Genomic DNA, 22,409 nt, shown 5'->3' on the forward strand with positions numbered 1-22,409 from the left:
GTACGGTGCGCCGCCTAGCGGGTCGCCACCACCACATAACTGTTGCCGTACTGCCAGACCGGACCGGCATGCGTGAAACCTGCCTGCCGCAGCAGCCGTACATGCGCGGACAGGGGCAGCCCGGTTTCTCCGCCCGTGCCGTTCCGCGGCTGTTTGCGGCGGCGTTCGGCTAGGAGGTCCGCCAGCTCGGGGTCGTCGGCCACGGCCGCCCACCAGGATTCCCAGTCCTCGTGGGCGAATGCCTGCTGCCGCTCAGCCCGGCATCGTCCGACGTGGGTGACGATCTCGGCGGCCTTGGGACTGCCCTCCGGCGGGAGATGGTCGCCGTTGACGAGGACGCCGCCGGGACGCAGCAGCGCGGCGAGTTGCCGGTACGTGTGCTTGAGGGCGTCCGGGGGGAGGTAGTGCAGCGCGGTCGTGGAGACCACCGCGTCGAGCGGGCGGTCCAGGCCCAGAGCCTGGATCCAGCCGGTCTCGCCGACGACTGCCTCGACGTAACGGGCGGCGGCACCGTGATGGGTGCGGGCCAGCTCCAGCAGCAGGGGGTCCATGTCCACGGCCACGATCTCCGCGTCCGGCAGCCGACGGGCCAGCCGTGCCGCCAGAGAGCCGGGACCGCAGCCGAGGTCGAGTACGAGGGGGGTGCCCGTCCTGTCGGCCGTGATGTGCTCGACCACATCGGCGACGACCGTGAACCGCTCCTCGCGGCCGACGGCGTACCGCTGCTGCTGGCGTTCCCAGCGTTCCACCCACAGCTCGGCCGTCGCCATGCTCAGCCCCATCCGGTCGCGCCACCTCGCCGTTCGCACCTGTCTTCCGGAACTCCTCAGCACCCTACAGCTGAAAACGGTTCCCATTCACACATGGGTGCGGTGTCACTGAAGGGAGGCGAGTACGGACAACAACCGGTCGATTTCCTCAGGAGTGTTGTAGAGGTGCAGGCTGACGCGCACCGAGCCGGTCGTCTCGCCCGCGCTGCCCTGGCAGTGGTTGTCCGAGCGGACCATGAAGCCGTGGCTGAAGAGGATGAAGCCCAGGTCACCGGAGTCGATGTCGCGGTGCCGGAAGGTGACGATGCCCTGTCGCCGCTGGACCGGCGAATCGGCGGCCAGGCTGAGGTGGCAGCCGAGGATCTCGTAGGCGGCCAGGTGGCGCAGCCCTTCGGTGAGCCGGGCCGCGAGGGCCACGGTCCAGCGCTCGATCCGGTCGGTGCCGGCGGCCTCCAGCCAGTCGAGCGCGGCGGCCAGGGAGGCGATGCCGGCGGTGTTCGGGGTGCCGTTCCACCCGCCGGGCGTGAAGGCCGGTCCGCGCGTCTGACGGGCCCAGACCGCTCCGGAGCCGGGCAGGGCCAGGGCCTTGTGTCCGGAGAAGACGACGAAGTCGACGTCCAGGTCGGCCACGCACACCGGCAGATGGCCGATGCTCTGGGCGGCGTCGAGGCAGATGACCGCGTCCGGGCCGGCCGCCTGGCGGATGCGGTGGACGTTCATGTTCCCGCCGTAGACGTGGTGCACATGGGTGGTGGCGACGAACCGGGTCCGAGAGCCCGCCTGCGCCGCCAGCGCGTTGTGGTCGTAGTCGTGGGAACCGGGCTGGTACGGCATCCGACGGACGTGGACGCGCACCCCCTGACCGGCCAGGAGCTGCTGGGTCTCCAGCCAGGGTGCGATGTTCGCCTGGTGGTCGGCGACGGGGACGACGATCTCGTCGCCGTCGGTGAGGTACGAGGCCAGCCAGTCGCGCGCGATCGTGCGCAGGCCCTCGGTCGTGCCGCTGGTGAAGTGGACGGCGGAGCGTTCCGGTGCCGGGTCGGCCAGGAACTGCTTGACGCGGTCCCGGGTTCGCTCCACGAGTTCCGTGGTGCGGTTGGCCCAGGTGTAGGTGCCGCGGCCGGCGTTGGCGTTGGCGGTGGTGAGGTAGGTCTGGGCCTCGTCCAGCACGGCTTGTGGCTTCTGGGCGGTGGCCGCGCTGTCCAGGTAGGCCAGCTCCGGATGGGCCGTGATGATCGGGAACTGGGCGCGCAGTTCTCGCTGCCAGTCGCGCAGGTCCTCAGGGAAGGCCATGCCTTTGCCCCGGGCAGGGGTGACGGTCATGTCAGTCCCGTACCAGGGGCGCGCCCGCATCGCGCCAGGCGACGATGCCGCCGGCGAGGCTGCGGACGTCCGGATGTCCCATGCGGGTCAGCAGTGCCGCGTACTGTGCGGACTTCTCGCCCACCGGACAGGCCAGCAGCACCGGCCGGCTCCGGCTGAAGGGCAGGCCGCCCCGCAGGAGTTCGTCGAACAGCTCGTCGACGATGTTCACCGACCCGTCGATATGCAGTGCCGCGTACGCGAACGGGCTGCGCAGGTCGACCACGAGCGGCCCGTCGGCGGCGATCCACCGCTGGGCGTCCGCCACCCCGATGGCCGGGGCGGCGCGCACTTCGGAGGCGGACAGGTCGGTCACCGAGTTCTTCCGTCGGGGCCGGCCCAGCAGGTCGGGCCGCCGCTGCCGGACGTAGCTCAGGTAGCTCTCGACGCGGTCGCAGACGATGAAGACGGCTGTCCGACGCTCGGTGAGCTGAGCGTCCACCTCGCGCAGGTGGCGGACCGCCCCGAAGTAGGCGGCCCCGCCGGTGGGTCCGGCCAGCATCCCGCAGCGGCGGACCAGGGTGAGCATGCCGTCGATGGCCTCGTCGGCGCTCACTGTCTCCATCGTGTCGTACGTGTCCGGGTCGAACAGTCCGACTTCGTGGACCTCGTCGATGGTGCGGATGCCCGGGATGAAGTCGGACTTGCCTCCGACCAGCCCGACGACCCGTACCCGTGGGTCCTGCTCACGCAGCACCCTGGCCACGCCGGTGGAGGAGCCGGCCGTGCCCACGCAGGCGATGAACCAGTCCGGGGCCCGGCCGTCCAGGTCCTTGACGATCTCCGGGCCGGTGCCGGTCAGATGGGCTTCCGTGTTACGGGGGTTGAAGTACTGGTCGGTGTGCAGATAGGCGTCGCCGGAATCGGCGAGGGTGCGGTGGAAGAGGGTGAGCGGGTCGTCGGTGTCGGTCGGGTCGAGGCATTCGCTCTGTCCTGGCAGCTCCTCGATCTCCGCGCCCAGCAGCAGGAGCAGGTCCTTGATCTCCGGCACCCGCATGCGGTTGGTGACGCTCTTGAACGTCAGGCCGTGCATCCCGGCGATGACGGCCAGCGCCTTGGCCGTGTTGCCGCTGGAGAGTTCGACGATCTGGCTTGCGTGCTCGGCCGCATCGGCGAGGTGGGGGCGCGCCATGTTCCAGGCGGCCCGGTCCTTCACCGAGCCGAAGGGGTTGAGCATCTCCAGTTTGGCGAACAGGTCGATGTTCCGCAGCCCGGTGACGGTCGGGTCGATGCGCACGAGAGGGGTGTTGCCTATGACCTCGGTGATGCTGTCGTACCTCACTCATGTCCCCCTGAGGGCGTCGTCGGCCAGTACTGTTCGTCGAGGCTCCAACGCCATGAGCCGCCGTCCTGCCAGGCGGCGACCTTGCGGGCGACGGGCTGGTGTTGTGCCTGGCCGGCGTGGAAGTCCATGGCGTATCCGGCGGTGTTCGCGAAGGCCATCAGATCGCCCGGCTCCGGCCGGCGCGGAAGGAAGACCGTGCGCCGGGTGATCATGTCGGTCTCCAGACAGAGACTGCCGAAGAGATGGACACCCACGGGTTCCGCGTCGGCGGGGACTCCGGTGCCGTTCTTGGGGATGACGACGGGGTCCATCAGCACCCCGTGCTCTTCGAGGGCCACGTCTTCGGCCTTCAGCGCCAGCCGTACCGACAGGTCACCACCGGCGCCGGAATCGCGTACCTCCAGGACCGTCGCCAGCGTGATCCCGCACTGGTCCACCAGGGCCCGCCCGGGTTCGACATGCAGGTCGTACAGATGCTCCAGCAGGAGCGTGGCGAGTGGTCGGCCGCCCAGCGAGGCGGCGGGGTGCGCCAGCAGTTCGTCGAGGTACCGCTCGCCGGCGACCGGCCGGTGAGCCGGGTACAGCCCCAGCGTTCCCCGCAGTGTGCCGGCCTCGTTGCGCAGCCCGTAACCGTGCCCCTGCCAGGTCAGGGGCGGGCGCCTGCCCAGGACGGCGCCCGTGAGTTCCGTCGTGTACCGCTCCCACTGCTCGGAGTGGGCGAGGTAGTTGACGCCGAATCCGCCACCGACGTCCACGGCCCGCGGACGCAGCCCCCGGCTCCGGCACTCTTCCAGAAGCCTGAGACAGCCCTCAAGGGCCGTTGCCTTCTCGGTGAGACTGGTGGTGTCCAAGTGGTAGGCCACGCCGTGCAGTTCGACGGTGTCACTGTGCCGTTCGGCCGTCTCCAGCAGCGTGTCGAGGTCGCGTACGGGCGTGCCGAAGCGGCTGCGTCGGCTCAGCACCCTCACGCCGGATGCCTCGAACCCCGACAGCCGCAGCAGGACGCGGGCCTTGGGGAGGGCGTGCTTGCGGACAAGGCCGGCGAGTTGGTCCAGTTCGCCGACCGAGTCGACGCTGACGGTGACCCCGGCGCGGGCGGCCAGCCACAGGAACTCCGGGTTCTTGGGCCCGGTGGCCAGAATCCGGTCGGACACGAAACCGGAGCCGAGCGCGTGCCGCAGTTCGCCCAGCGACGCCACGTCCACACCCGCGTCCGTCGCGGCGAGCCGTCGCACCAGGGCACTTGACCGGTTGGCCTTGTGGGCGAAGAACACCTGGCCGGACAGGTGGTGCTTGCGGTACACAGACCGGAACCGCTCGAGATTCTCGGCGATCTGGTCAGGCACCAGCACGTTGAGCGGTGATCCCAGCGCGTGGGTGAGCATGTGCAGTAAGTCGGGGGACCGCAGCAGGGATTGCAACCGGGGACCGAGTCGGGGTTCCAGATACAGGGGCCTGCCCATGCGTGTCCCTTTCCTGAGAACGCCAAGGTCCGGCATGCCGAGCGCGGCCGACACTTCGTCCCGCGGTTCGCCGTATAGCACCTTTCCCTCACCTGCGCTCTCTTACGCCCCGAGGCGCCGGTGTCGTACCACAATGGACGGGGTAACGCCGAGGCCACCGTGTCTTTCGACGGCGTCCTGATGCGGGCGTCCGGCGGGGTTGTGTCCCCTCGGCGGCCGGCCAGAGGGGCCGGGCGTCAGTGAGGCTCCGCCGGAACCTGGCATCCGCGGTCTGCACTGGCAGTCGGCCGACCGCGAGGACCGGACCCGCGCGAAACACGGCGCCTTGGTGTGACACCGGCCACGCGGAGGGCTTGGATCAGCTCTCCACCTGTCCCCGCACGCGCCGGGACGGCGTGAAGCCGTACAGGTCGAGGATGCCGGGCGGGTCGGCGAGGCCGGGTCCGCCCTGTTTGATCCAGGTGGTGATGTCGGCGGTGGCGTCGGTGTCGTTGACCAGGCCTAGCCACACGGGCCGGCCACCCGCCACGCGGCCGGCGGGCGAGGGCTGCACGACGACGACGTTGGCGTGTTCGCAGGCGTCGAGGCAGTCGGTGACGCGGACGGTCGCGGTGCCGTCGAGTGCCTGGCGCAGGCCGCGCAGCTGAGCCGCGTGGTCGAGGCCGGGGATCTTCGGCGTGCCGCAGCAGCACCCCCGGCACACGGTGACCGTGCACCGCTCCGCCCCTGCCCCGTCGGCGGGGGCGGCAGCGGCAGTACGGCGGGAGCGCTTGCTCACGCGGTGTCCTTCCCGGGGTTGGCCCAGGCGGCCTCGCGCAGCAGGCGCAGGCCGTTGAGGCCGACGATGACGGTGGAGCCCTCGTGGCCTGCGACGCCGAGCGGCAGCGGCAGCGTACCGATCAGGTCCCAGGCGACCAGTACGGCGATGAACGCCCCGGCGATGACGAGGTTCTGGGTCACCAGGCGCCGGGCGGTGCGGGACAGCCGTACGACGGTGGGGATGGTGGCGAGTTCGTCGCGGACCACGACGGCGTCGGCGGTCTCCAGGGCTAGGTCGGAACCGGCCTTGCCCATGGCGATGCCGGTGTGCGCGGCGGCCAGGGCCGGGGCGTCGTTCACGCCGTCACCGACGACCAGAACCCGGCGGCCTTCCCGCTCCCACGCGCGGACGGCGGCCACCTTGTCCTCGGGCAGCAGACCGGCGCGGACGTCGGTGATGCCGACCTCGGCGGCCAGATGCCGCGCGGCGCGTTCGTTGTCGCCGGTCAGCAAGGTCGGGGCGCGGCCGGTCAGGGCGGTGAGCGCGGCGATGGTGGCGGCGGCGTCGGGCCGCAGCCGGTCGGTGAGACCCAGCACCCCGGCTGCTTCCCCGTCGACCAGGACCACCACTGTGGTGCGCCCGGCGTCCTCCAGCCCTTGGACGACGGCGTGGACCCGGCCCGCGTCGGCGGTCAGGAGCCGGTCCGGGGAGCCGACCTGGACGGTGTGGCCCTCGACGGTGGCGGTGACGCCCTGTCCTGGCGTGGAGGTGAAGCCGTCCGCGTCGGCGAGTGCGAGCCGGCGTTCGCGGGCGGCGTCGACGACGGCGCGGGCCAGCGGGTGCTCGCTGGGGTGTTCGGCGGCGGCCGCCAGGGCCAGCACCGCGTCCTCACTCAGGCCGCTGCCGGTCAGCGGCCGGATGTCGGTGACGCGCGGGGTGCCCTCGGTGAGGGTGCCGGTCTTGTCCAGGGCGACGGTGTCGATCTGGCCGAGGCGTTCCATGGCGACGGCGGACTTGGCGAGCACGCCGTGGCGGCCGGCGTTGGCGATGGCCGACAGCAGCGGCGGCATCGTGGACAGCACCACCGCGCACGGCGACGCCACGATCATGAAGGTCATCGCACGCAGCAGCGCCGACTGCAGGTCGTCGCCGAAGAGCAGCGGGACGGCGAAGACCGCCAGGGTGGCGGCGACCATGCCGACCGAGTAGCGCTGCTCGATCTTCTCGATGAACAGCTGGGTCGGCGCCTTGGTCTCGGAGGCTTCCTCGACCATCTTCACGATCCGGGCGATCACCGAGTCCGACGGATCCCGCTCGACCCGCACCCGCAGGGCGCCGGTGCCGTTGACCGTGCCCGCGAACACCTCGTCGCCCGCCTCCTTCGTCACCGGCAGCGGCTCGCCGGTGATGGTGGCCTGGTCCACCTCGCTCGCGCCGGATACGACCCGGCCGTCCGCGCCGACCCGCTCACCGGGCCGGACCAGGATCGTGTCCCCGACCGCCAGCTGTTCGGCCGGCACGCTCTCCTCGCTGCCGTCGGGCAGCAGCCGGGTCGCGGTGGAGGGTGCGAGGTCGAGCAGGCCGCGCACCGAGTCCGCGGTCCGGGCGGTCGCCACCGCCTCCAGGGCGCCGGAGGTGGCGAAGATGACGATCAGCAGCGCGCCGTCCAGGACCTGGCCGATGGCGGCGGCACCGAGCGCGGCGACCACCATCAGCAGGTCGACGTCCAGCGTCTTGTCCTTCAGGGCCTTCAGGCCCTCCCAGCCCGGCTCCCAGCCGCCGGTGACGTAGACGGCCGCATAAAGCGGCCCCCACAGCCACACCGGGGCGCCGAGCAGGTGCAGCGGCAGCGCGATCAGGAACAGGACCAGGGCCGCCGTCGCCCAGCGGGCCTCGGGCAGCGCCAGGATCCGGGTGCGCCGACGCGGTGGCGGACCGGCGGTGCGGTGCTCCGGTGGCGCGGGGGCGGTCAGCGTGGAAGTCATCACAAGCCTTCGACGGGGGACGGGGTTTCCGACCCTTCCACCGTACAGGAACATCTGAACAGCTATTCATGCGTTCATTCCCGTACGATAGCCCCATGGGCCACGGACAGAAACCCGCCGCGCGCGACTACGCCACCCCGCGCACCCGGCTGACGCCGGAGAACGCGCCGAAGGTCGCCGAGACCCTCCAGGCCCTCGCCACCCCCTCCCGGCTGCTGATCCTGGCCCGGCTGCGCGAGGGCCCCTGCGCGGCCACCGAACTCGCCGACGCCGTCGGCATGGAACAGTCCGCCTGCTCCCATCAGCTGCGCGTGCTGCGCAACCTCGGCCTGGTCACCGGCACCCGCCGGGGCCGCTCCGTCGTCTACGCCCTGCACGACAACCACGTCGCCGGACTGCTCGACCAGGCCCTGTATCACATCGAGCACTTGCACCTGGGGATCACCGACACCCCTGCCGAAGAATCCGAGCCGGTCACCGTCTCCTGACAGCACGCCGTTCGGCGCCGATCGCGAACGCGGCCGTGGCCGAGCGCGTGCATGTCGGTGACCGAAGTGCTGCAACGAATCAAGACGCTGGTGGACTTGGCGCTCGCCCCGGAACAACGCTGGGGCCACGGCATCGCCGATTGACTACGGCAGGAGCTGCTCGGTCCAGATGCATTTGCCGTTGGAGGTGTAGCGGGTCCCCCAGCGTTGTGAGAGTGCGGCGATCAGCTGCAGGCCGCGGCCGCCTTCGTCGGTCTCGAGTGCCCGGCGAACGTGAGGGGTGGTCAGGCTGCCGTCGGTGACCTCGCAGATGAGCGAGCGGCTGCGGATGAGGCGCAGCTGGGTGGGACCTCTCGCGTGACGGATGACATTGCCGACGAGCTCGCTGGCTATCAGTTCTGTGGTCCACAGGAGGTCGTCCAGATGCCAGTCGGTGAGCTGATGTCGTATGTGGTCGCGGGCCTGGCCTGCGGCGATCGGATCCTCGGGAAGCTCCCAGCACGCCACGTCCCCAGCGGCCAGAGCGTGGGTGCGGGCCACGAGCACCGCGGTGTCGTCACTGGTCTGCTCCTTGGTGGAGAGGAGCGTGGAAGCGAGCGCGGTGCACAGCTGGTCGAGACGCCGGCCGTCGGCATCCCGGTCGGCGATCGTGGCGCCCAGGTCACGCCCATCGGACATCTGGACGTTGGTGAGCATGTCGGCCAGGTGGGCCATGCCGGTGTCGATGTCGCGGAACGCGGACTCGACCAGGCCATCGGTGTAGAGCACGAGCAGGCTTCCTTCGGGCACCGTCAGCTCCACGGTTTCGAAGGGCGGCGTTGCCGCGCCGAGCGGCGGGTTCTGAGGCAGCTGCGGAAAGTGGACGGTGCCGTCGGGCTGGACGAGGGCAGGTGGGGGGTGCCCGGCCCGGACGATGGTACAAACGCGGTTGGTGGGGTCGTAGACCGCGTACAGGCAGGTGGCGAAGGAGTCATCACCAAGGTCGCCGACCAGGTCATTGAGGTGGGAGAGCAGCTCGTCGGGGGGCAGTTCGAGTCCGGCCAGTGTGTGTACTGCGGTGCGCAGGCGCCCCATGGTGGCGGCCTCGGACAGCCCGTGGCCCATGACGTCTCCGATGACGAGCGCGACTCGCTCGGCGGACAGCGGGATGACGTCGTACCAGTCGCCGCCGACCTCCAGCCCCTCGGTGGCCGGCACATAGTGGGCCGCCGTGGTGACGGCCGGCAGGGAGGGCAGAACCAGCGGGAGCAGGCCGCGCTGCAACTCCTGGGCACGGATGTGTTCGGCGTCGTACAGGCGGGCACGTTCCAGGGCTTGGGCGACCAGCCCGCTGAGCGCGGTCAGCAGGGCCCGATCCTCCTCGCTGAACCGACGCGGCTTTGAGAATGAGATGACCAGGCAACCGACGGGACCACCGGAGGCGATCAAGGGCAGGTACGCCCAGGCATGCTTCCCTCCCGAGAACGCGAGGTCGGCGACATGCGGATAGCGTTCGCGGAACTCCCGCCTGGAGATGAGGTACTGCGGGGCGCGGTGGTGGACGGCGTCGGTGAACGGGCTGTGATCGGACAGGCTGATTCTGGCGGGGCTGTTGTTCAGGAATTCCTGGGAGTACCCGGCGCTTCCTGCCACCCGGAGGCTCTCGCCGTCCACGAGCTGCACAAACAGGCCGGTGGCTCCGAACAGGGGCAGGACACGCTCTGCGACGGTATCCACGACGTCGCTCACAGTGACCGCTTCGGCCAGTGCCGCGTTGAGACGCCCGATGTACGTGGTGCGCTGGGCGGCGGCGCGCTGTGCTGCCTCACGCTGCTCGTCCGCCAACCGCTTCTCGGTCACGTCGGTGAGGTAAACCGTCACACCGTCCGGTGAAGGGACCAGACGCAGGTGGTACCAACGCCGGTTTGTCGGCCACTGGACATCGAAGCCGGTCGGAGCGCCCGCGGCGGCGGCAAGCCGGCAGCGGTCCTCCAGATCGGGAACGCGGGCGACGGGAACGTCCCACAGTAGGCGGCCGAACAGTTGCTGTGAGGGGCCGAGGAGGCGCTCGGCGTGGAGGTTGACGAACTCGATCCGCCAGTCGGTATCCACCGTGAGGAAACCGTCGCTCATGTGCAGCAGGGAATGGGCGACCGAATCCAGCGCCGCCCGCTTCTGCGTCGTGTCCCACACGGTGCCCACAAAGTGAGTCGGCTCGCCGTCCTCGCCGAGGACGACCTGGGCGCGGGCCTCTATCCAGACGACGGTGCCGTCCGGCCGGCACAGCCGGTACTCGGCTGCGTACTCGCCGCGCTGCCGGATGGCCTGCTCCACCGCGGCCACAACGCGCGGCAGGTCGTCCGGGTGGACGAGTCCCACAACGGTGTCGACCCGTCCGTCGAAGGTCTCCGGGTCGATGCCGAGTATGGTCATCGTCGCCTCGTCATAGACCACGTCGCCGGTGCGGAGGTTCTGGTCCCAGCGACCGACGCGGACCGCCTCACGTGCCTGCTGGAGCCGGGGCCCGGCCAGATGTTCCGCGTTCCACCAGGCGGGGCCAAGGCTGCCTGTGGCGGGAGCTGGACGTGCCAGACGCTCGCACACCCACCGTGCGAGCGCCTCGAGGAAATCCCGCTGCGCGACCGAGGGAACTCCACACACGGTCACGACCGAGAGCACTCCGAGCGAGCTTCCCTCTACGGCGAGCAGCGGGACAGCCACGATCCCGGTGTCGGCTGGAAGGGCGCAAGCCTGTGTGTCGGTCGTAGGCAGCCACACGAGCGCGCCGTTCCGCAGGGCCCGGACCGGTGCGGTCTCATCCTGCCAGCCGAGAGTCTCCCACTCCTGGGCGAAAGTTCGGGGCAGTCCGCCCGTCGCGGCCAGGTGCAACGGGCGCCTGTCACCGGGTATGCGCAGGTGCACCATGCCACCCAGCCCACCGAGATCGGCCACCGCGTGATGCAGCGCGAGCTGCAGCGCCTCTGCCTGAGTCTGCCCGTCGCCCATGTTCCTGAGTACGCGCATCCTGGCGGCTGCCGGCGCCTCCGTCGCTGCCGGCGGAGCCTGACCGAGCTGTTCATTCGGGGCCATATGGACCACACTCACCGTCCCGCCACGCAGGGCTAAATTTACACATTTTTCTGAATGCCCGGGTGCGATGCCCTGGGGATCTAATTCGCCCGCGCCGGCAATCACCACCCCACTCATGGGCAACCAGCCGAGCTGATGTCGCGGTGCTGTGCCCGGGCGAGCGCGTGGTCAGCCTTCCGATCGCGCTGGTCGCTGCGAGGAGGCCGTCGCAGAGGGCGGCGGCTGGGTTGGGTACTGACATGTCGGGCACAATTCGTCATGCCCGTCGGGCCTGACGAGGGTGCCCCATCCAAGGCAAGCCTCGCAGTCGCGGGCCAGGGTGATATCCGGGCGAGGAGCTGGAGTGCGAGGGGCGGGGCGGGCTCCATGAGCCATGCGCTGGCGAACTTCCTCCTGGTGAGCAATGGTCCCCACTAAAAATGCCAGATTATGACCCGATATGACTGTGATATCCGTCACATGTGACCCTCCGTAGTTTACCCAGTCCACTGAGCTCAGTCGTGGACCCCGATGCCTCAGCCGCCGGGCTGACGGAGACTTCGGCGCTCGGCGGTGCTCCCTCCTCGGCACGGAGCACCGCGACAAGCAATCACACGATTGCGGCGAGGGCAGCGAAGATGACCATGCCGATCGTGACGATTGCCGCGGCGCTATTCCGGATGTTCTTACCGATCTGACCACCGGCTGAGTTGTGAATTCCGTTGCGAGAGTTGCCGGATCTATTCGACGTCCGGCCCATCTGGCCCTCCCGAGTTCCAGCGGCGCAACTGGCGCGGGCAGCTCGTCCATGTGGCCTGAGGACGGCAAGGGCTGCTCGCCGTCGGCCCACCGACCGACCGCCATGAATACCCCTGTTGCCACAAACGAGGCGAGGCCGCCTGCCACGCCGAGCTGCCGTTCATCCCCTTGAGGCAACCAGTGGCGCGGCACCAGCACCGCCCCACAGAAACACGGCGAACGTCACGACAGCCGCCGCTGGTGACCCTTGTCCGTTGGGCACTGCGCTCACCGGCTCCCGCCACGAAAAGGACGGCGCGGCTGCGGCGCGTTCCTCCGGGCTGAGGCCGGCCAACTGCTCAGCCCCGATGGGTGCGGCAGGCCCTCCAACTGGACGCGGGAACCGATCAGTTGCCGCATCGCTGACTCACTACGTCCGGACAGCCGACGCAAGCAACGACACAACGCGGTCACGGTCACTCGGCTCTTCCTGCGTTGTCAGTTCTCATCGACATTGCCGAGCCGTTTGATCGCTGAGTGCTGCCAAGAACCGTCGAGAAGCGTTGCCCGCCTCCGCTCAGGAAACCAGCTGGCCGACTGACCGAGATCCTCACCGAGCGCCCGGACGTCGCTGACACCGCCGCCCGGCCACCGGCGGTCCGGCCACACTGGATCCCACCATCACCTTCGAGGACGTGCAGTTTCCGATACGCTCCCGACCTGCCCGACGCGACGGAGGGGATCGCCTCACCATCCTCGCCGGGTCCACGGTGGCGCTCGCCGGACACTCCGGCGCGGGCAAGAGCACCTGCGCCGCGCTACTCCAGCGCCACTGGGACCCCACCGGCGACACGATCACGATCGACAGCCACGACCTGCGTGACCTACCCCTGGCCCGGTCCCGGCGGCTGATCGCTGCGGTCCCCAGAACACCTACCCCTTCGACCTGAGCGTCCGCGACAACATCCGCATCGCATGCCCCGACGCCTCCGACGCCGAGGCAGAAGCGGCGGCCCGCACGGCCCACGCCCACGACTTCATCGTCCGCGACCTTCCGCACGGCTACGAAACCCGGGCGGGAGGGCGCGGCACCCACCTCTGCGGCGGCCGGCGCCAGCGCCTGGCCCACACCCGCGCCCTCCTCGCCGACGCGCCTGTCCTCGTCCTCGACGAGGCGGTCTCCAACCTCGACACGGAGAGCGAGGCCGCCGTCGACCGCCCAATGAGCACCGCCCGCACCACCCATCTTCACCCGGTGCCGCTCTGGACCGGCAACGGTTCCGTCACGGCAAGGATCTTGAGGCAACCCGTAACCCGGTGAGTGGTCCGGGGTTGGTAGCGGTGGGGGAGCGGTGCGGGCAACGACGGGGACTTGGCCTGCCGCCGGTGACGGCCGGTCGGGTCCCCGGGCCCAATTCCCCCGAGCTGTCGAGTGATCGCTCGCTGGGGTGCGTATGTCGGGTTGGGGGCCGCGTCGGGGACGAGGGCGCGAGGGATCGCTTGCGCCTGGACAGGGAGAGGACGGCGGGACACGTGACCGAGTCTGTGTCTGGAGGAAGTTTCGGGTCGGTTGGGGTCGGAGGGTCTGTGGAGGTGCACGACTCAACTGGAGTTCTAGGGTCGTCGGAGGTGCAGGACTCGCTTGGGGTGGAAGGTTCAGGGTCCGCGGAGGTGCGCGACTCGGCTGGGGTGCGAGGGTCTGCGGAGGTTCGCGACTCGGCTGGGGTGCGAGGGTCGGCGGAGGTGCGCGACTCGGCGGAAGCGCGTGACTTGGCAGAGGTGCGCGAGCCCGTGGCGGTGTCCGAAGCCGCAGGGACCCGTCCGGCCGCGGGAGTGCGCCTGGATGCCGGGCCGCGGGCCGCGGAGCTGTCCGGTCATGCGGAGGTGCCCGCAGTGCGTGATTCTGCCGGGGCGAGCTTCTTGCACGAAGGCATCCTGCGGCGCCAGTCGGCGCGCGAGTCGGCGGCACGTACCTATGCGCGCGCACTGCCGATCGTGCCCGTGCGGGCGCGCGGACTGACGATCGAGGGTGCGGACGGCCGCCGTTACCTGGACTGCCTCTCGGGCGCGGGGACCTTGGCCCTCGGCCACAACCACCCCGTGGTCCTGGAGGCGATCCGCAAGGTCCTCGACTCGGGCGCACCGCTGAACGTCCTCGACCTGGCGACCCCCGTCAAGGACGCCTTCACCACTGAACTGTTCCAGACCCTGCCGCCCGAACTCGCCGACCGTGCGCGCGTGCAGTTCTGCGGACCGGGCGGTACGGACGCGGTGGAGGCCGCGTTCAAGCTGGTCCGGGCAGCGACCGGGCACACGGGCATGCTCGCCTTCACCGGCGCCCACCATGGGATGACCGACACAGCGCTCGAAGCGTCGGCCCTCGCCTGCGACATGCGGGTCGCGCGCCTGCCCTATCCGCAGGACTACCGCTGCCCGTTCGGCGTCGGCGGCGCACGCGGCTCCGAACTCGCCGCCCGCTGGACCGAGTCCGTCCTCGACGACCCCGAGTCGGGGTCCCCCCTGCCCGCCGGGATGATCCTCGAACCCGTCCAGGGCGAGGGCGGGGTGATTCCCGCGCCCGACGCGTGGATGCGGCGCATGCGCGAGATCACGGCCGCCCGGTCCATCCCGCTGATCGCCGACGAGGTCCAGACGGGCGTCGGACGCACGGGCGCCTTCTGGGCGGTGGACCACAGCGGGGTCGCCCCCGACGTGATGGTCCTCTCCAAGGCCATCGGGGGCAGCCTGCCCCTGGCCGTCGTGGTCTACCGCGACGACCTCGACATCGGGGAACCCGGCGCCCGCACAGGCACGTTCCGCGGCAACCAGCTCGCCATGGCCGCAGGCACGGCGACTCTGGCCTACGTCCGCGAAAACCGCCTCGCGGAACGAGCGGCGGCTCTCGGCTCCCGCATGGTCGTCCAACTGCGGGAACTTGCCCGGGAGTTCCCCGTCATCGGTGAGGTGCGAGGCCGGGGTCTGATGATCGGCGTGGAGTTCGTGGACCTTGAGGGGGATTCTGAGCCTATTGGGGACGGGACGGGAGTCTTCGGCCTTGCGCCTGTCGGCGCCGGCGCTGCCACAGACTCCGGCCGATCCGGTGCCGCCGACGCCGCAGCCTCGCGAGGCCTCGGCCCAGTTGAAGACGTGAGGCGGCAGGCGGCGGGACTCGGCCTCCCTCCCGGGCCTCGGCCTCCTGCCCCCGAACTCGCGGCCGCTGTCCAGCGGGAATGCCTGCGACGTGGTCTGATCGTCGAGCTCGGAGGTCGCCACGCGAGCGTCGTACGTCTGCTGCCGCCACTGACGATCACCGACGAGCAGGCGGCCGCAGTACTGGACCGACTGTCCGACGCGGTGAAAACGGTGGCCCAGCGCCACGCACGCGGCGACGAGACGCACCAGCAGCGCCACCGGACCAGTCGGCACGGTGTCCGCGTCGAGCGTGCGGGGTAGCCCAGCGGCCGCGCCCCAGCGCGTTCCCACACCGACGCCGCCACCGTCCCTCAGCCCTCTACCGACCGACCTGTCCCTGAACACGACTCACCTCCAGCCGAACCGCTCGACTTCCTGAACACCCCAGCCCCCCACACGACTCGCTGCACCACGACGCCGACCGCCCCGGCCGCACGAGCCAGAACCACTCCGAGGAACAGAGCCTTGAACCCCACCCCCGCACCCGGCGGCCGTGCCCTCTCGGACGACCCAGCATCCTCCGGAGAGCAGACCTCCCGGCAACCAACACCCGCGTCAGCCCCGACACGCGCCGTCCGACCACGGCAGGAGGCCTCGGGTCCGGGCGGAGAGACCGCGGTGCGGCGAGAGCCCTCGGGGCAGGGAGCTGAGGTAGTCGCGGCCAGGCAGTCCGCGGTACCGGGAAGAGAGATCCCGGGATCTCCCACGCAGCCCCCGGAAACCCCAGCGCCGCGGCGGTCCCCCGAAGCCGAGCGGCCGCACGTCGCCACCGCACATCTCCTGGAGCATCCCGACCCCCATACGGCGGCCGAGGCCGCAACTGTGGAGAACCTGCTGCGCTGCTGGACGCGCGAAGCCAACCTCCCCGCCCCCGACGCCGACATCCTCCGCATCCCCCTCCCCGTCAGCGGTACGGCCCTGCTCGCCCCGGTCCGCTACTGGTCCCCGACAGGCTGGCACCGCTTTGGCCTCCCGTACCTCGCCGACACCCCCGAGCAGGCCCCGCCGGTCGACGCCGTCACCGTCGCCGCACTGCTCGCCCGGGAGACACTCGGTACCGGCGCTGCCACCTCATCGACCGCCGGCACCGCCTCCGGGACCGGCGCTGCTGCCCCTTCGACCACTGCCTTCTCCATCGCGAGCGAGGCCGCAGTGCCCGAGGCCGGGACCCGTTTCCCCACACCCGACACTCCCGCCCAGCAGTCCGGTGCTCTCGCCCAGGTCGCCGCCGGCGGTGCCGACCTGGTCGCCCGCGTGGCCGACTCTGTCCGGCGAACCGTCACCTTCGTCAGCGACCGCCGGAAACACCCTGCCGACACACCCGACCTCTTCCTCGCAGCCGAACAGGCGCTCATCCTCGGGCATCCTCTGCACCCGACCCCGAAGAGCCGTGAGGGCCTCTCCGAGGCCGAAGCGCAGCCGTACTCGCCCGAGTTGCGCGGTTCCTTCCCCCTGCACTGGATGGCTGTCGCCTCCTCCGTACTCGCTACCGACTCGGCCTGGACCGAACGCGGTCGCCCAGTCCCTGCAGCCCAACTCACCGCACGCCTCGCCGGCACCGGACTGCCGCTGCCCGACGGCCACACGGCCCTGCCACTGCACCCGTGGCAACTGCGCGAGGTTCGGCACCGCCCCGAAACCGCGGCCCTGCTCGACGCAGGACTGCTCCAGGACCTCGGCTCGCACGGTTCCCCATGGCACCCCACCTCCTCCGTTCGTACCGTCCACCAATCCGGCGCCCCCGCCATGCTCAAGCTGTCACTGGGCCTGCGCATCACCAACTCCCGTCGTGAGAACCTCCGCAAGGAACTCCACCGCGGCGTCGAGGTCCACCGGCTGCTGCGCAGGGGTCTGGCCAAGCAATGGCAGGCGGTCCATCCGGCGTTCGACATCGTCCGTGACCCTGCCTGGATCGCGGTCGACGGGCCGGACGGCAGCCCGGTGCCAGGACTCGACGTGATGATCCGGCACAACCCCTTCAGTCCTTTGGACGACGTCTCCTGCATCGCCGGGCTTGTCGCGCCCCGACCTCACGCCCGACCAGCCGATGCCGCAGGCCGTCGGAATGCCGACCGACCACTCGTGCGGTCCCGGCTGGCTGAGCTCGTCACACACCTCGTCATCCGGACCGGCCGCTCTCAGGGAGCCGTGGCCGCAGAGTGGTTCCTGCGCTACCTCGAGCAGGTCGTCCGCCCGGTGCTGTGGCTGGACGCGGAGGCGGGGATCGCCCTTGAGGCCCACCAGCAGAACACCCTGCTCCTGCTGGACAGCGACGGCTGGCCCGCCGGCGGCCGCTACCGCGACAACCAGGGCTACTACTTCCGTGAGTCCCGGCGCGCGGAACTCGACGCCCGGCTCCCCGGCATCGGCGAGCACAGCGACCCCTTCGTCTCCGACGAGGTCACCGACGAGCGGTTCGCGTACTACCTCGCCATCAACAACGTTCTCGGCCTCATCGGCGCCTTCGGCTCCCAGCGCCTGGCCGACGAACGGCTGTTGCTCGCCGCCTTCCGCCGCTTCCTCGACGACGTGGCCTCCGGCCCTGCCAAGCTGCGCACCACGCTGCCCGCCCGTCTGCTCGACTCTCCCGTCCTGCGTTGCAAGGCCAACCTGCTGACCCGCCTGCACGGCCTCGACGAACTCGTCGGCCCGGTGGACACCCAGTCCGTCTACGTCACCATCGCCAATCCCCTTCATCTCTGAGGACCATGACCCACCCCACCTCCTGAGAGGAGCCTCGTCGTGCCTCCCGCTGACGCGAGTGCCAACGTAGGTACCGCCCCCGTCGCCGACATCGGTACCGATACGAGCCCCGGTGTCGGCGAGAACCGCACCGACACCCTCGTCGGATTGGGCCAGGACAGCGAGGACACCCTGGACTTCCGCCTCCCCGACGAACTCCTCGCGCTCATCGAGGACGAGCGGACTGACTCCCTCGCAGCACGGGCCCGAGACGACGGCACGGCCCCGCCCGCCTTCGGCCTCTCCCCAGCCGACGACCTGCTCGACCGCGTCGCCGACTGGGGGCCTACCACCACCCCCGTGGGCGTGTTCTATCTCGTCCCCGTGCGCGTCGAGCGCGACCTACCGCTCGTCAGCCGTTGGATGAACGACCCCGCTGTCGCAGCGTTCTGGGACATGGCCGGGCCCCCGTCCGTCACTGAGGACCACTTGCGGGCGCAGTTCACCGGCGACGGACGCAGCGTCCCGTGCCTCGGGGTGCTCGATGGCACTCCCATGAGCTATTGGGAGATCTACCGGGCGGATCTCGATCCGCTGGCCCGCCGCTACCCCGCTCGACCGCACGACACCGGTATCCATCTCCTCATCGGAGGTCTCGCCGGCCGCGGGCGAGGGCTAGGCAGTGCTCTGCTGAGAGCCGTCGCCGATCTCGTGCTCGACAAGCGGTCTGCCTGTGCCCGCGTCGTCGCGGAACCCGACCTTCGCAACATTCCCTCCATCGCCGCCTTCCTGAGTGCCGGCTTCCGCTTCTCCGCCGAAGTCGACCTGCCCGCCAAGCGGGCCGCCCTCATGGTCCGAGACCGGTCCCTGTGCCATCTGCTGTGACGCCACGTCGCAGCGTCATCACTTTTGGTACACCGCCCGCGCCGATCCGGTTCCCACTCGCGCCGAATGTTTTTCAAGCCGAGTCGGCCCCGCCGTGACCGCGCCCGATCGCTGCCGAAACCGAGTCCGACATCAGACGTGACCGAGCCGGCGTCGGCCGGAATTGAAGCGATTCCGGCCCGCAATCGACCCACCTCGAACCCGAACGCGCCCATCCAGCTCTCGACCGAACCCGTCCAACACTCACCCGAGGAGCACCCGGTCTTGATCCCGCCCCTCGTTCCAGCCGTGATCACTCGTTTGTCAGTGCCGGGCCGTAGGGTGGTCGCGCTATGACGAAGCCCTCACTCCCCGAACTCCTGCATGCTGCCGTCACTGCCGTCGGCGGCACGGAGCGCCCCGGCCAGGTGACCATGGCCCAAGCTGTCGCGGACGCGATCGACGACGGCTCCCACCTGCTGGTCCAGGCCGGCACCGGCACCGGAAAGTCGCTCGGCTATCTGGTGCCCGCGCTCGCGCACGGGGAGCGCGTCGTCGTAGCGACCGCCACCCTCGCCCTCCAGCGCCAGCTCGTGGAGCGTGACCTTCCGCGCACAGTCGATGCGCTGCACCCGCTGCTGCGCCGCCGCCCGGAATTCGCGATGCTGAAGGGCAGGTCGAACTACCTGTGTCTGCACCGCCTCAACGAGGGCGTCCCGCAGGACGAGGAAGAGGGCCTCTTCGACCAGTTCGAGGCGGCCGCCCCCACCAGCAAAATGGGCCAGGACCTGCTGCGGCTGCGCGACTGGGCGGACGAGACCGAGACCGGCGACCGCGACGACCTCACGCCGGGTGTGTCCGACCGCGCCTGGGCCCAGGTGTCGGTCTCGTCGCGGGAGTGCCTGGGCGCCTCGAAGTGCGCTTACGGCGCCGAGTGCTTCGCCGAGATGTCCCGCGAGCGCGCCAAGCTGGCCGAGGTCGTCGTCACCAACCACGCACTGCTCGCCATCGACGCCATCGAGGGCGCCCCGGTTCTCCCACAGCACGAGGTGCTGATCGTCGACGAGGCGCACGAGCTGGTCTCCCGCGTGACCGGGGTCGCCACGGGCGAGCTCACGCCGGGCCAGGTCAATCGTGCGGTGCGCCGCGCGGCCAAGCTGGTCAACGAGAAGGCCGCCGACCAGCTCCAGACCGCGGCCGAGGGCTTCGAGCGGCTGATGGAACTGGCCCTGCCCGGCCGTCTCGAGGAGATCCCGGAGGATCTCGGCTACGCGCTCATGGCACTGCGGGACGCATGCCGTACGGTCATCTCCGCGATCGGCGCGACCCGCGACAAGTCCGTCCAGGACGAGGACGCGGTCCGCAAGCAGGCGCTCGCTTCCGTGGAAAGCGTGCACGACGTGGCGGAGCGGATCACGAACGGCTCCGAGTGGGATGTCGTCTGGTACGAGCGGCACGACCGCTTCGGCGCCTCCCTGCGTGTCGCTCCCATGTCCGTCTCGGGCCTGCTGAGGGAGAAGCTCTTCGCGGACCGCTCGGTGGTCCTGACATCCGCGACGCTGAAACTCGGCGGCGACTTCAACGGCGTCGGTGCCTCACTGGGCCTCGCCCCCGAGGGCACGGAGGGCGACGACGTACCCCAGTGGAGGGGCGTCGATGTCGGATCGCCCTTCGACTACCCCAAGCAGGGCATCCTGTACGTCGCGAAGCACCTGTCGCGACCCGCGCGGGACGGCGACCGCGCCGACATGCTCGACGAACTCACCGAGCTGATCCAGGCGGCGGGCGGCCGCACGCTGGGCCTGTTCTCCTCGATGCGGGCCGCTCAGCTGGCCGCGGAGGAGCTGCGCTCCCGGATCCCCGAGTTCCCGATCCTCCTCCAGGGCGAGGAAACCCTCGGCGAACTGATCAAGAACTTCGCGGCCGACCCCGGGACGTGCCTCTTCGGCACGTTGTCGCTCTGGCAGGGCGTCGACGTCCCCGGCCCAAGCTGTCAACTGGTCGTCATGGACAAGATCCCGTTCCCGCGGCCGGACGACCCGCTGATGAGCGCCCGCCAGAAGGCGGTGGAGGACGCCGGCGGCAACGGCTTCATGGCGGTGGCCGCCACACACGCGGCCCTGCTGATGGCTCAGGGAGCCGGCCGCCTCGTACGGGCTTCAGGAGACCGCGGTGTGGTCGCCGTACTGGACCAGCGACTTGCCACGGCCCGGTACGGAAGCTATCTGAAGGCGTCACTGCCTGACTTCTGGTACACCACGGACCGTAGCCAGGTCCGGAAGTCGCTGGCCGCGATCGACGCGGCGGCGAAGCAGGCAGAGGCGTGAAAAGCGCGTTGGCCTGACCGCCACCGGTCAGGCCAACGTACGCGTCAGGGACGCCTGATGGTGTCCCGTACAGCACAGGACCCCGGAACCGGCGCAGGGGTCCCGGGGTCCGGTCAGGGGACGGGGCCGTCCGGCCCGCCCGCCGCAGCCGTCACACGCGCCGCAGCACCGCCACCACCTTGCCGAGGATGGTCGCGTCGTCGCCGGGAATCGGCTCGTACGCCGCGTTGTGCGGGAGGAGCCAGACGTGGCCGTCCTCGCGCTTGAAGCGCTTGACGGTGGCCTCGCCGTCGAGCATGGCGGCGACGATGTCGCCGTTCTCGGCGACCGGCTGGCGGCGGACGGTGACCCAGTCGCCGTCGCAGATCGCGGCCTCGATCATGGAGTCACCGACGACCTTGAGGACGAACAGTTCACCGTCACCGACCAGCTGTCGGGGGAGAGGGAAGACGTCCTCGACGGACTCCTCAGCGAGGATCGGGCCACCGGCGGCGATGCGGCCGACCAGCGGGACGTACGACGCGGCGGGCTTGCCGGCGGTGTCCGTGGGCTGTGCGGAGGCGGCCTGGTCGGAGCCGCGCACCTCGTACGCGCGCGGGCGATGCGGGTCGCGGCGCAGGAAGCCCTTGCGCTCCAGTGCCATCAGCTGGTGTGCGACCGAGGAGGTGCTGGAGAGGCCGACCGCCTGGCCGATTTCCCGCATCGACGGCGGGTAGCCACGCCGCTGCACCGAGTCCCTGATCACCTCGATCACCCGGCGCTGCCTGTCGGTGAGTCCGGAGCTGTCCGCGCGAATGCCTGGAGGTCGGCCCGGCAGGGAACGCTTGTGTCCCTCGGGATTGGTGGCTTCGTTCATCGCATGCACCGGCTCGAATCGGCCCTGGGAGCGGTCCTGGGCAGTGATGGTGGCACTGTCTGCGGTGGTGGTCACGTCGGCCCCTCTCGATGGTCTCCCTGCTGCACAACGGTAGTTGCTTTCGAAAGGTTGCGCCAAACACACGTTCGAGTGAAAAAACGCGAATCGCCTGACTTGATCATGTGTCTGGGTGTATGGCTGACGCGGCGCCTAGCGGACAAAGCGGCCCATCGTTGTACTCTTCACCGCCGAGGTGGCGACCTCGTGGGTTGCCGCCCCAGTTTGCCATCCGCCATCCCGTCAACCGGGAACCGGCCCCCATCTGTGCGGGAACCCCACGTGCCCTCCCTGTGGCGCTCACGCTATCTCCGCATGCCCCGTGGCGATACGGCTGTGCGCCTGTGAGTGTCGGTGCGGCGGTGCGGTCGCATGGCACATGCCAATACGGGCGCGACGCGCGCGTAAGGCGTGTGTGTATGAGCCAATCCCCACATCTAGTGGTTGGATTGCAGCAGTGGCCCAGAAGTTGTGGTCCCCCGGGTCTTCGGGCCCTCGGCGATCGCCTATGCTTGGGGCTGCTTCTGGGGCC

The 22,409-nt window shown here is 70.2% G+C and carries 15 protein-coding genes; 7 read left to right on the forward strand and 8 right to left on the reverse strand.

Annotated features, from left to right (window positions below):
* Positions 1-14: 14 nt before the first annotated feature.
* From CLM62_RS17275 to CLM62_RS17300, 6 genes are all read right to left on the reverse strand, one after another.
* On the reverse strand, positions 15-782 hold the full coding sequence (locus tag CLM62_RS17275) for a class I SAM-dependent methyltransferase (protein ID WP_095750769.1): 768 nt from the start codon (positions 780-782) through the stop codon (positions 15-17).
* A gap of 93 nt (positions 783-875) precedes the next feature.
* On the reverse strand, positions 876-2,093 hold the full coding sequence (locus CLM62_RS17280; protein WP_095750770.1) for an aminotransferase class V-fold PLP-dependent enzyme: 1,218 nt from the start codon (positions 2,091-2,093) through the stop codon (positions 876-878).
* A 1-nt stretch (position 2,094) separates the two neighbouring features.
* Positions 2,095-3,414 carry a pyridoxal-phosphate dependent enzyme gene (locus CLM62_RS17285; RefSeq protein WP_095750771.1) on the reverse strand — a complete coding sequence of 440 codons (1,320 nt, stop codon included), beginning with the start codon at positions 3,412-3,414 and terminating at the stop codon, positions 2,095-2,097.
* Positions 3,411-4,880 (reverse strand): Y4yA family PLP-dependent enzyme, encoded by a 1,470-nt coding sequence (locus CLM62_RS17290; RefSeq protein WP_095750772.1) that lies wholly within the window; start codon positions 4,878-4,880, stop codon positions 3,411-3,413. Before CLM62_RS17290 ends, CLM62_RS17285 begins: the two co-directional genes overlap by 4 nt.
* A gap of 358 nt (positions 4,881-5,238) precedes the next feature.
* Positions 5,239-5,658 (reverse strand): hypothetical protein, encoded by a 420-nt coding sequence (locus tag CLM62_RS17295; protein ID WP_095750773.1) that lies wholly within the window; start codon positions 5,656-5,658, stop codon positions 5,239-5,241.
* Positions 5,655-7,625: a heavy metal translocating P-type ATPase gene (locus CLM62_RS17300; protein WP_095750774.1), complete on the reverse strand. Its 1,971-nt coding sequence runs from the start codon at positions 7,623-7,625 to the stop codon at positions 5,655-5,657. The genes CLM62_RS17295 and CLM62_RS17300 overlap by 4 nt, the downstream gene beginning before the upstream one ends.
* 95 nt (positions 7,626-7,720) lie before the next feature.
* Here CLM62_RS17300 and CLM62_RS17305 point away from each other — a divergent pair, with 95 nt between their 5' ends.
* Entirely contained in the window at positions 7,721-8,113 is a 393-nt protein-coding gene (locus CLM62_RS17305) for a helix-turn-helix transcriptional regulator (protein ID WP_095750775.1), read from the forward strand.
* A gap of 144 nt (positions 8,114-8,257) precedes the next feature.
* Here the strand turns inward: CLM62_RS17305 and CLM62_RS17310 are convergent, their stop codons facing one another.
* The gene (locus tag CLM62_RS17310) at positions 8,258-11,299 is read right to left on the reverse strand and encodes a SpoIIE family protein phosphatase (RefSeq protein ID WP_257003889.1); all 3,042 of its coding nucleotides are present in this window, start codon (positions 11,297-11,299) and stop codon (positions 8,258-8,260) included.
* Between the two features lie 1,295 nt (positions 11,300-12,594).
* Here CLM62_RS17310 and CLM62_RS17320 point away from each other — a divergent pair.
* The 6 genes from CLM62_RS17320 (at position 12,595) to CLM62_RS17340 (ending at position 20,964) form a co-directional block, all read left to right on the forward strand.
* Positions 12,595-12,849, forward strand: a complete 255-nt coding sequence (locus CLM62_RS17320) for an ATP-binding cassette domain-containing protein (RefSeq protein WP_179382127.1) — start codon at positions 12,595-12,597, stop codon at positions 12,847-12,849.
* 20 nt (positions 12,850-12,869) lie between these two features.
* On the forward strand, positions 12,870-13,220 hold the full coding sequence (locus tag CLM62_RS53075; RefSeq protein WP_373559154.1) for a hypothetical protein: 351 nt from the start codon (positions 12,870-12,872) through the stop codon (positions 13,218-13,220).
* 563 nt (positions 13,221-13,783) lie between these two features.
* Positions 13,784-15,352 carry a diaminobutyrate--2-oxoglutarate transaminase family protein gene (locus tag CLM62_RS17325; RefSeq protein ID WP_373559155.1) on the forward strand — a complete coding sequence of 523 codons (1,569 nt, stop codon included), beginning with the start codon at positions 13,784-13,786 and terminating at the stop codon, positions 15,350-15,352.
* Positions 15,353-15,781: 429 nt separating this feature from the next.
* Positions 15,782-17,794 (forward strand): IucA/IucC family protein, encoded by a 2,013-nt coding sequence (locus tag CLM62_RS17330; RefSeq protein WP_095750899.1) that lies wholly within the window; start codon positions 15,782-15,784, stop codon positions 17,792-17,794.
* A 39-nt stretch (positions 17,795-17,833) separates the two neighbouring features.
* Positions 17,834-18,658 (forward strand): GNAT family N-acetyltransferase, encoded by an 825-nt coding sequence (locus tag CLM62_RS17335; protein WP_095750778.1) that lies wholly within the window; start codon positions 17,834-17,836, stop codon positions 18,656-18,658.
* 332 nt (positions 18,659-18,990) lie between these two features.
* A complete protein-coding gene (locus tag CLM62_RS17340) occupies positions 18,991-20,964 on the forward strand; it encodes an ATP-dependent DNA helicase (protein ID WP_095750779.1) in 1,974 nt (657 codons plus the stop codon).
* Positions 20,965-21,115: 151 nt separating this feature from the next.
* On the opposite strand, the gene lexA is transcribed toward CLM62_RS17340, so the two are convergent.
* The gene (gene lexA / locus CLM62_RS17345) at positions 21,116-21,895 is read right to left on the reverse strand and encodes a transcriptional repressor LexA (RefSeq protein ID WP_095750780.1); all 780 of its coding nucleotides are present in this window, start codon (positions 21,893-21,895) and stop codon (positions 21,116-21,118) included.
* Positions 21,896-22,409 lie beyond the last annotated feature (514 nt).

It is taken from the genome of Streptomyces sp. SA15 (assembly GCF_002291145.1).
Classification (GTDB): Bacteria; Actinomycetota; Actinomycetes; order Streptomycetales; family Streptomycetaceae; genus Streptomyces.

What these genes read in the sequence shown, in the direction of transcription:
- CLM62_RS17290 (WP_095750772.1), bottom strand. Translation starts at nt 4,880, where the DNA reads ATGGGCAGGCCCCTGTATCTGGAACCCCGACTCGGTCCCCGGTTGCAA.
- CLM62_RS17310 (WP_257003889.1), bottom strand. Translation starts at nt 11,299, where the DNA reads ATGAGTGGGGTGGTGATTGCCGGCGCGGGCGAATTAGATCCCCAGGGC.
- CLM62_RS17280 (WP_095750770.1), bottom strand. Translation starts at nt 2,093, where the DNA reads ATGACCGTCACCCCTGCCCGGGGCAAAGGCATGGCCTTCCCTGAGGAC.
- CLM62_RS17275 (WP_095750769.1), bottom strand. Translation starts at nt 782, where the DNA reads ATGGGGCTGAGCATGGCGACGGCCGAGCTGTGGGTGGAACGCTGGGAA.
- CLM62_RS17340 (WP_095750779.1), top strand. Translation starts at nt 18,991, where the DNA reads ATGACGAAGCCCTCACTCCCCGAACTCCTGCATGCTGCCGTCACTGCC.
- CLM62_RS17305 (WP_095750775.1), top strand. Translation starts at nt 7,721, where the DNA reads ATGGGCCACGGACAGAAACCCGCCGCGCGCGACTACGCCACCCCGCGC.
- CLM62_RS17300 (WP_095750774.1), bottom strand. Translation starts at nt 7,625, where the DNA reads ATGACTTCCACGCTGACCGCCCCCGCGCCACCGGAGCACCGCACCGCC.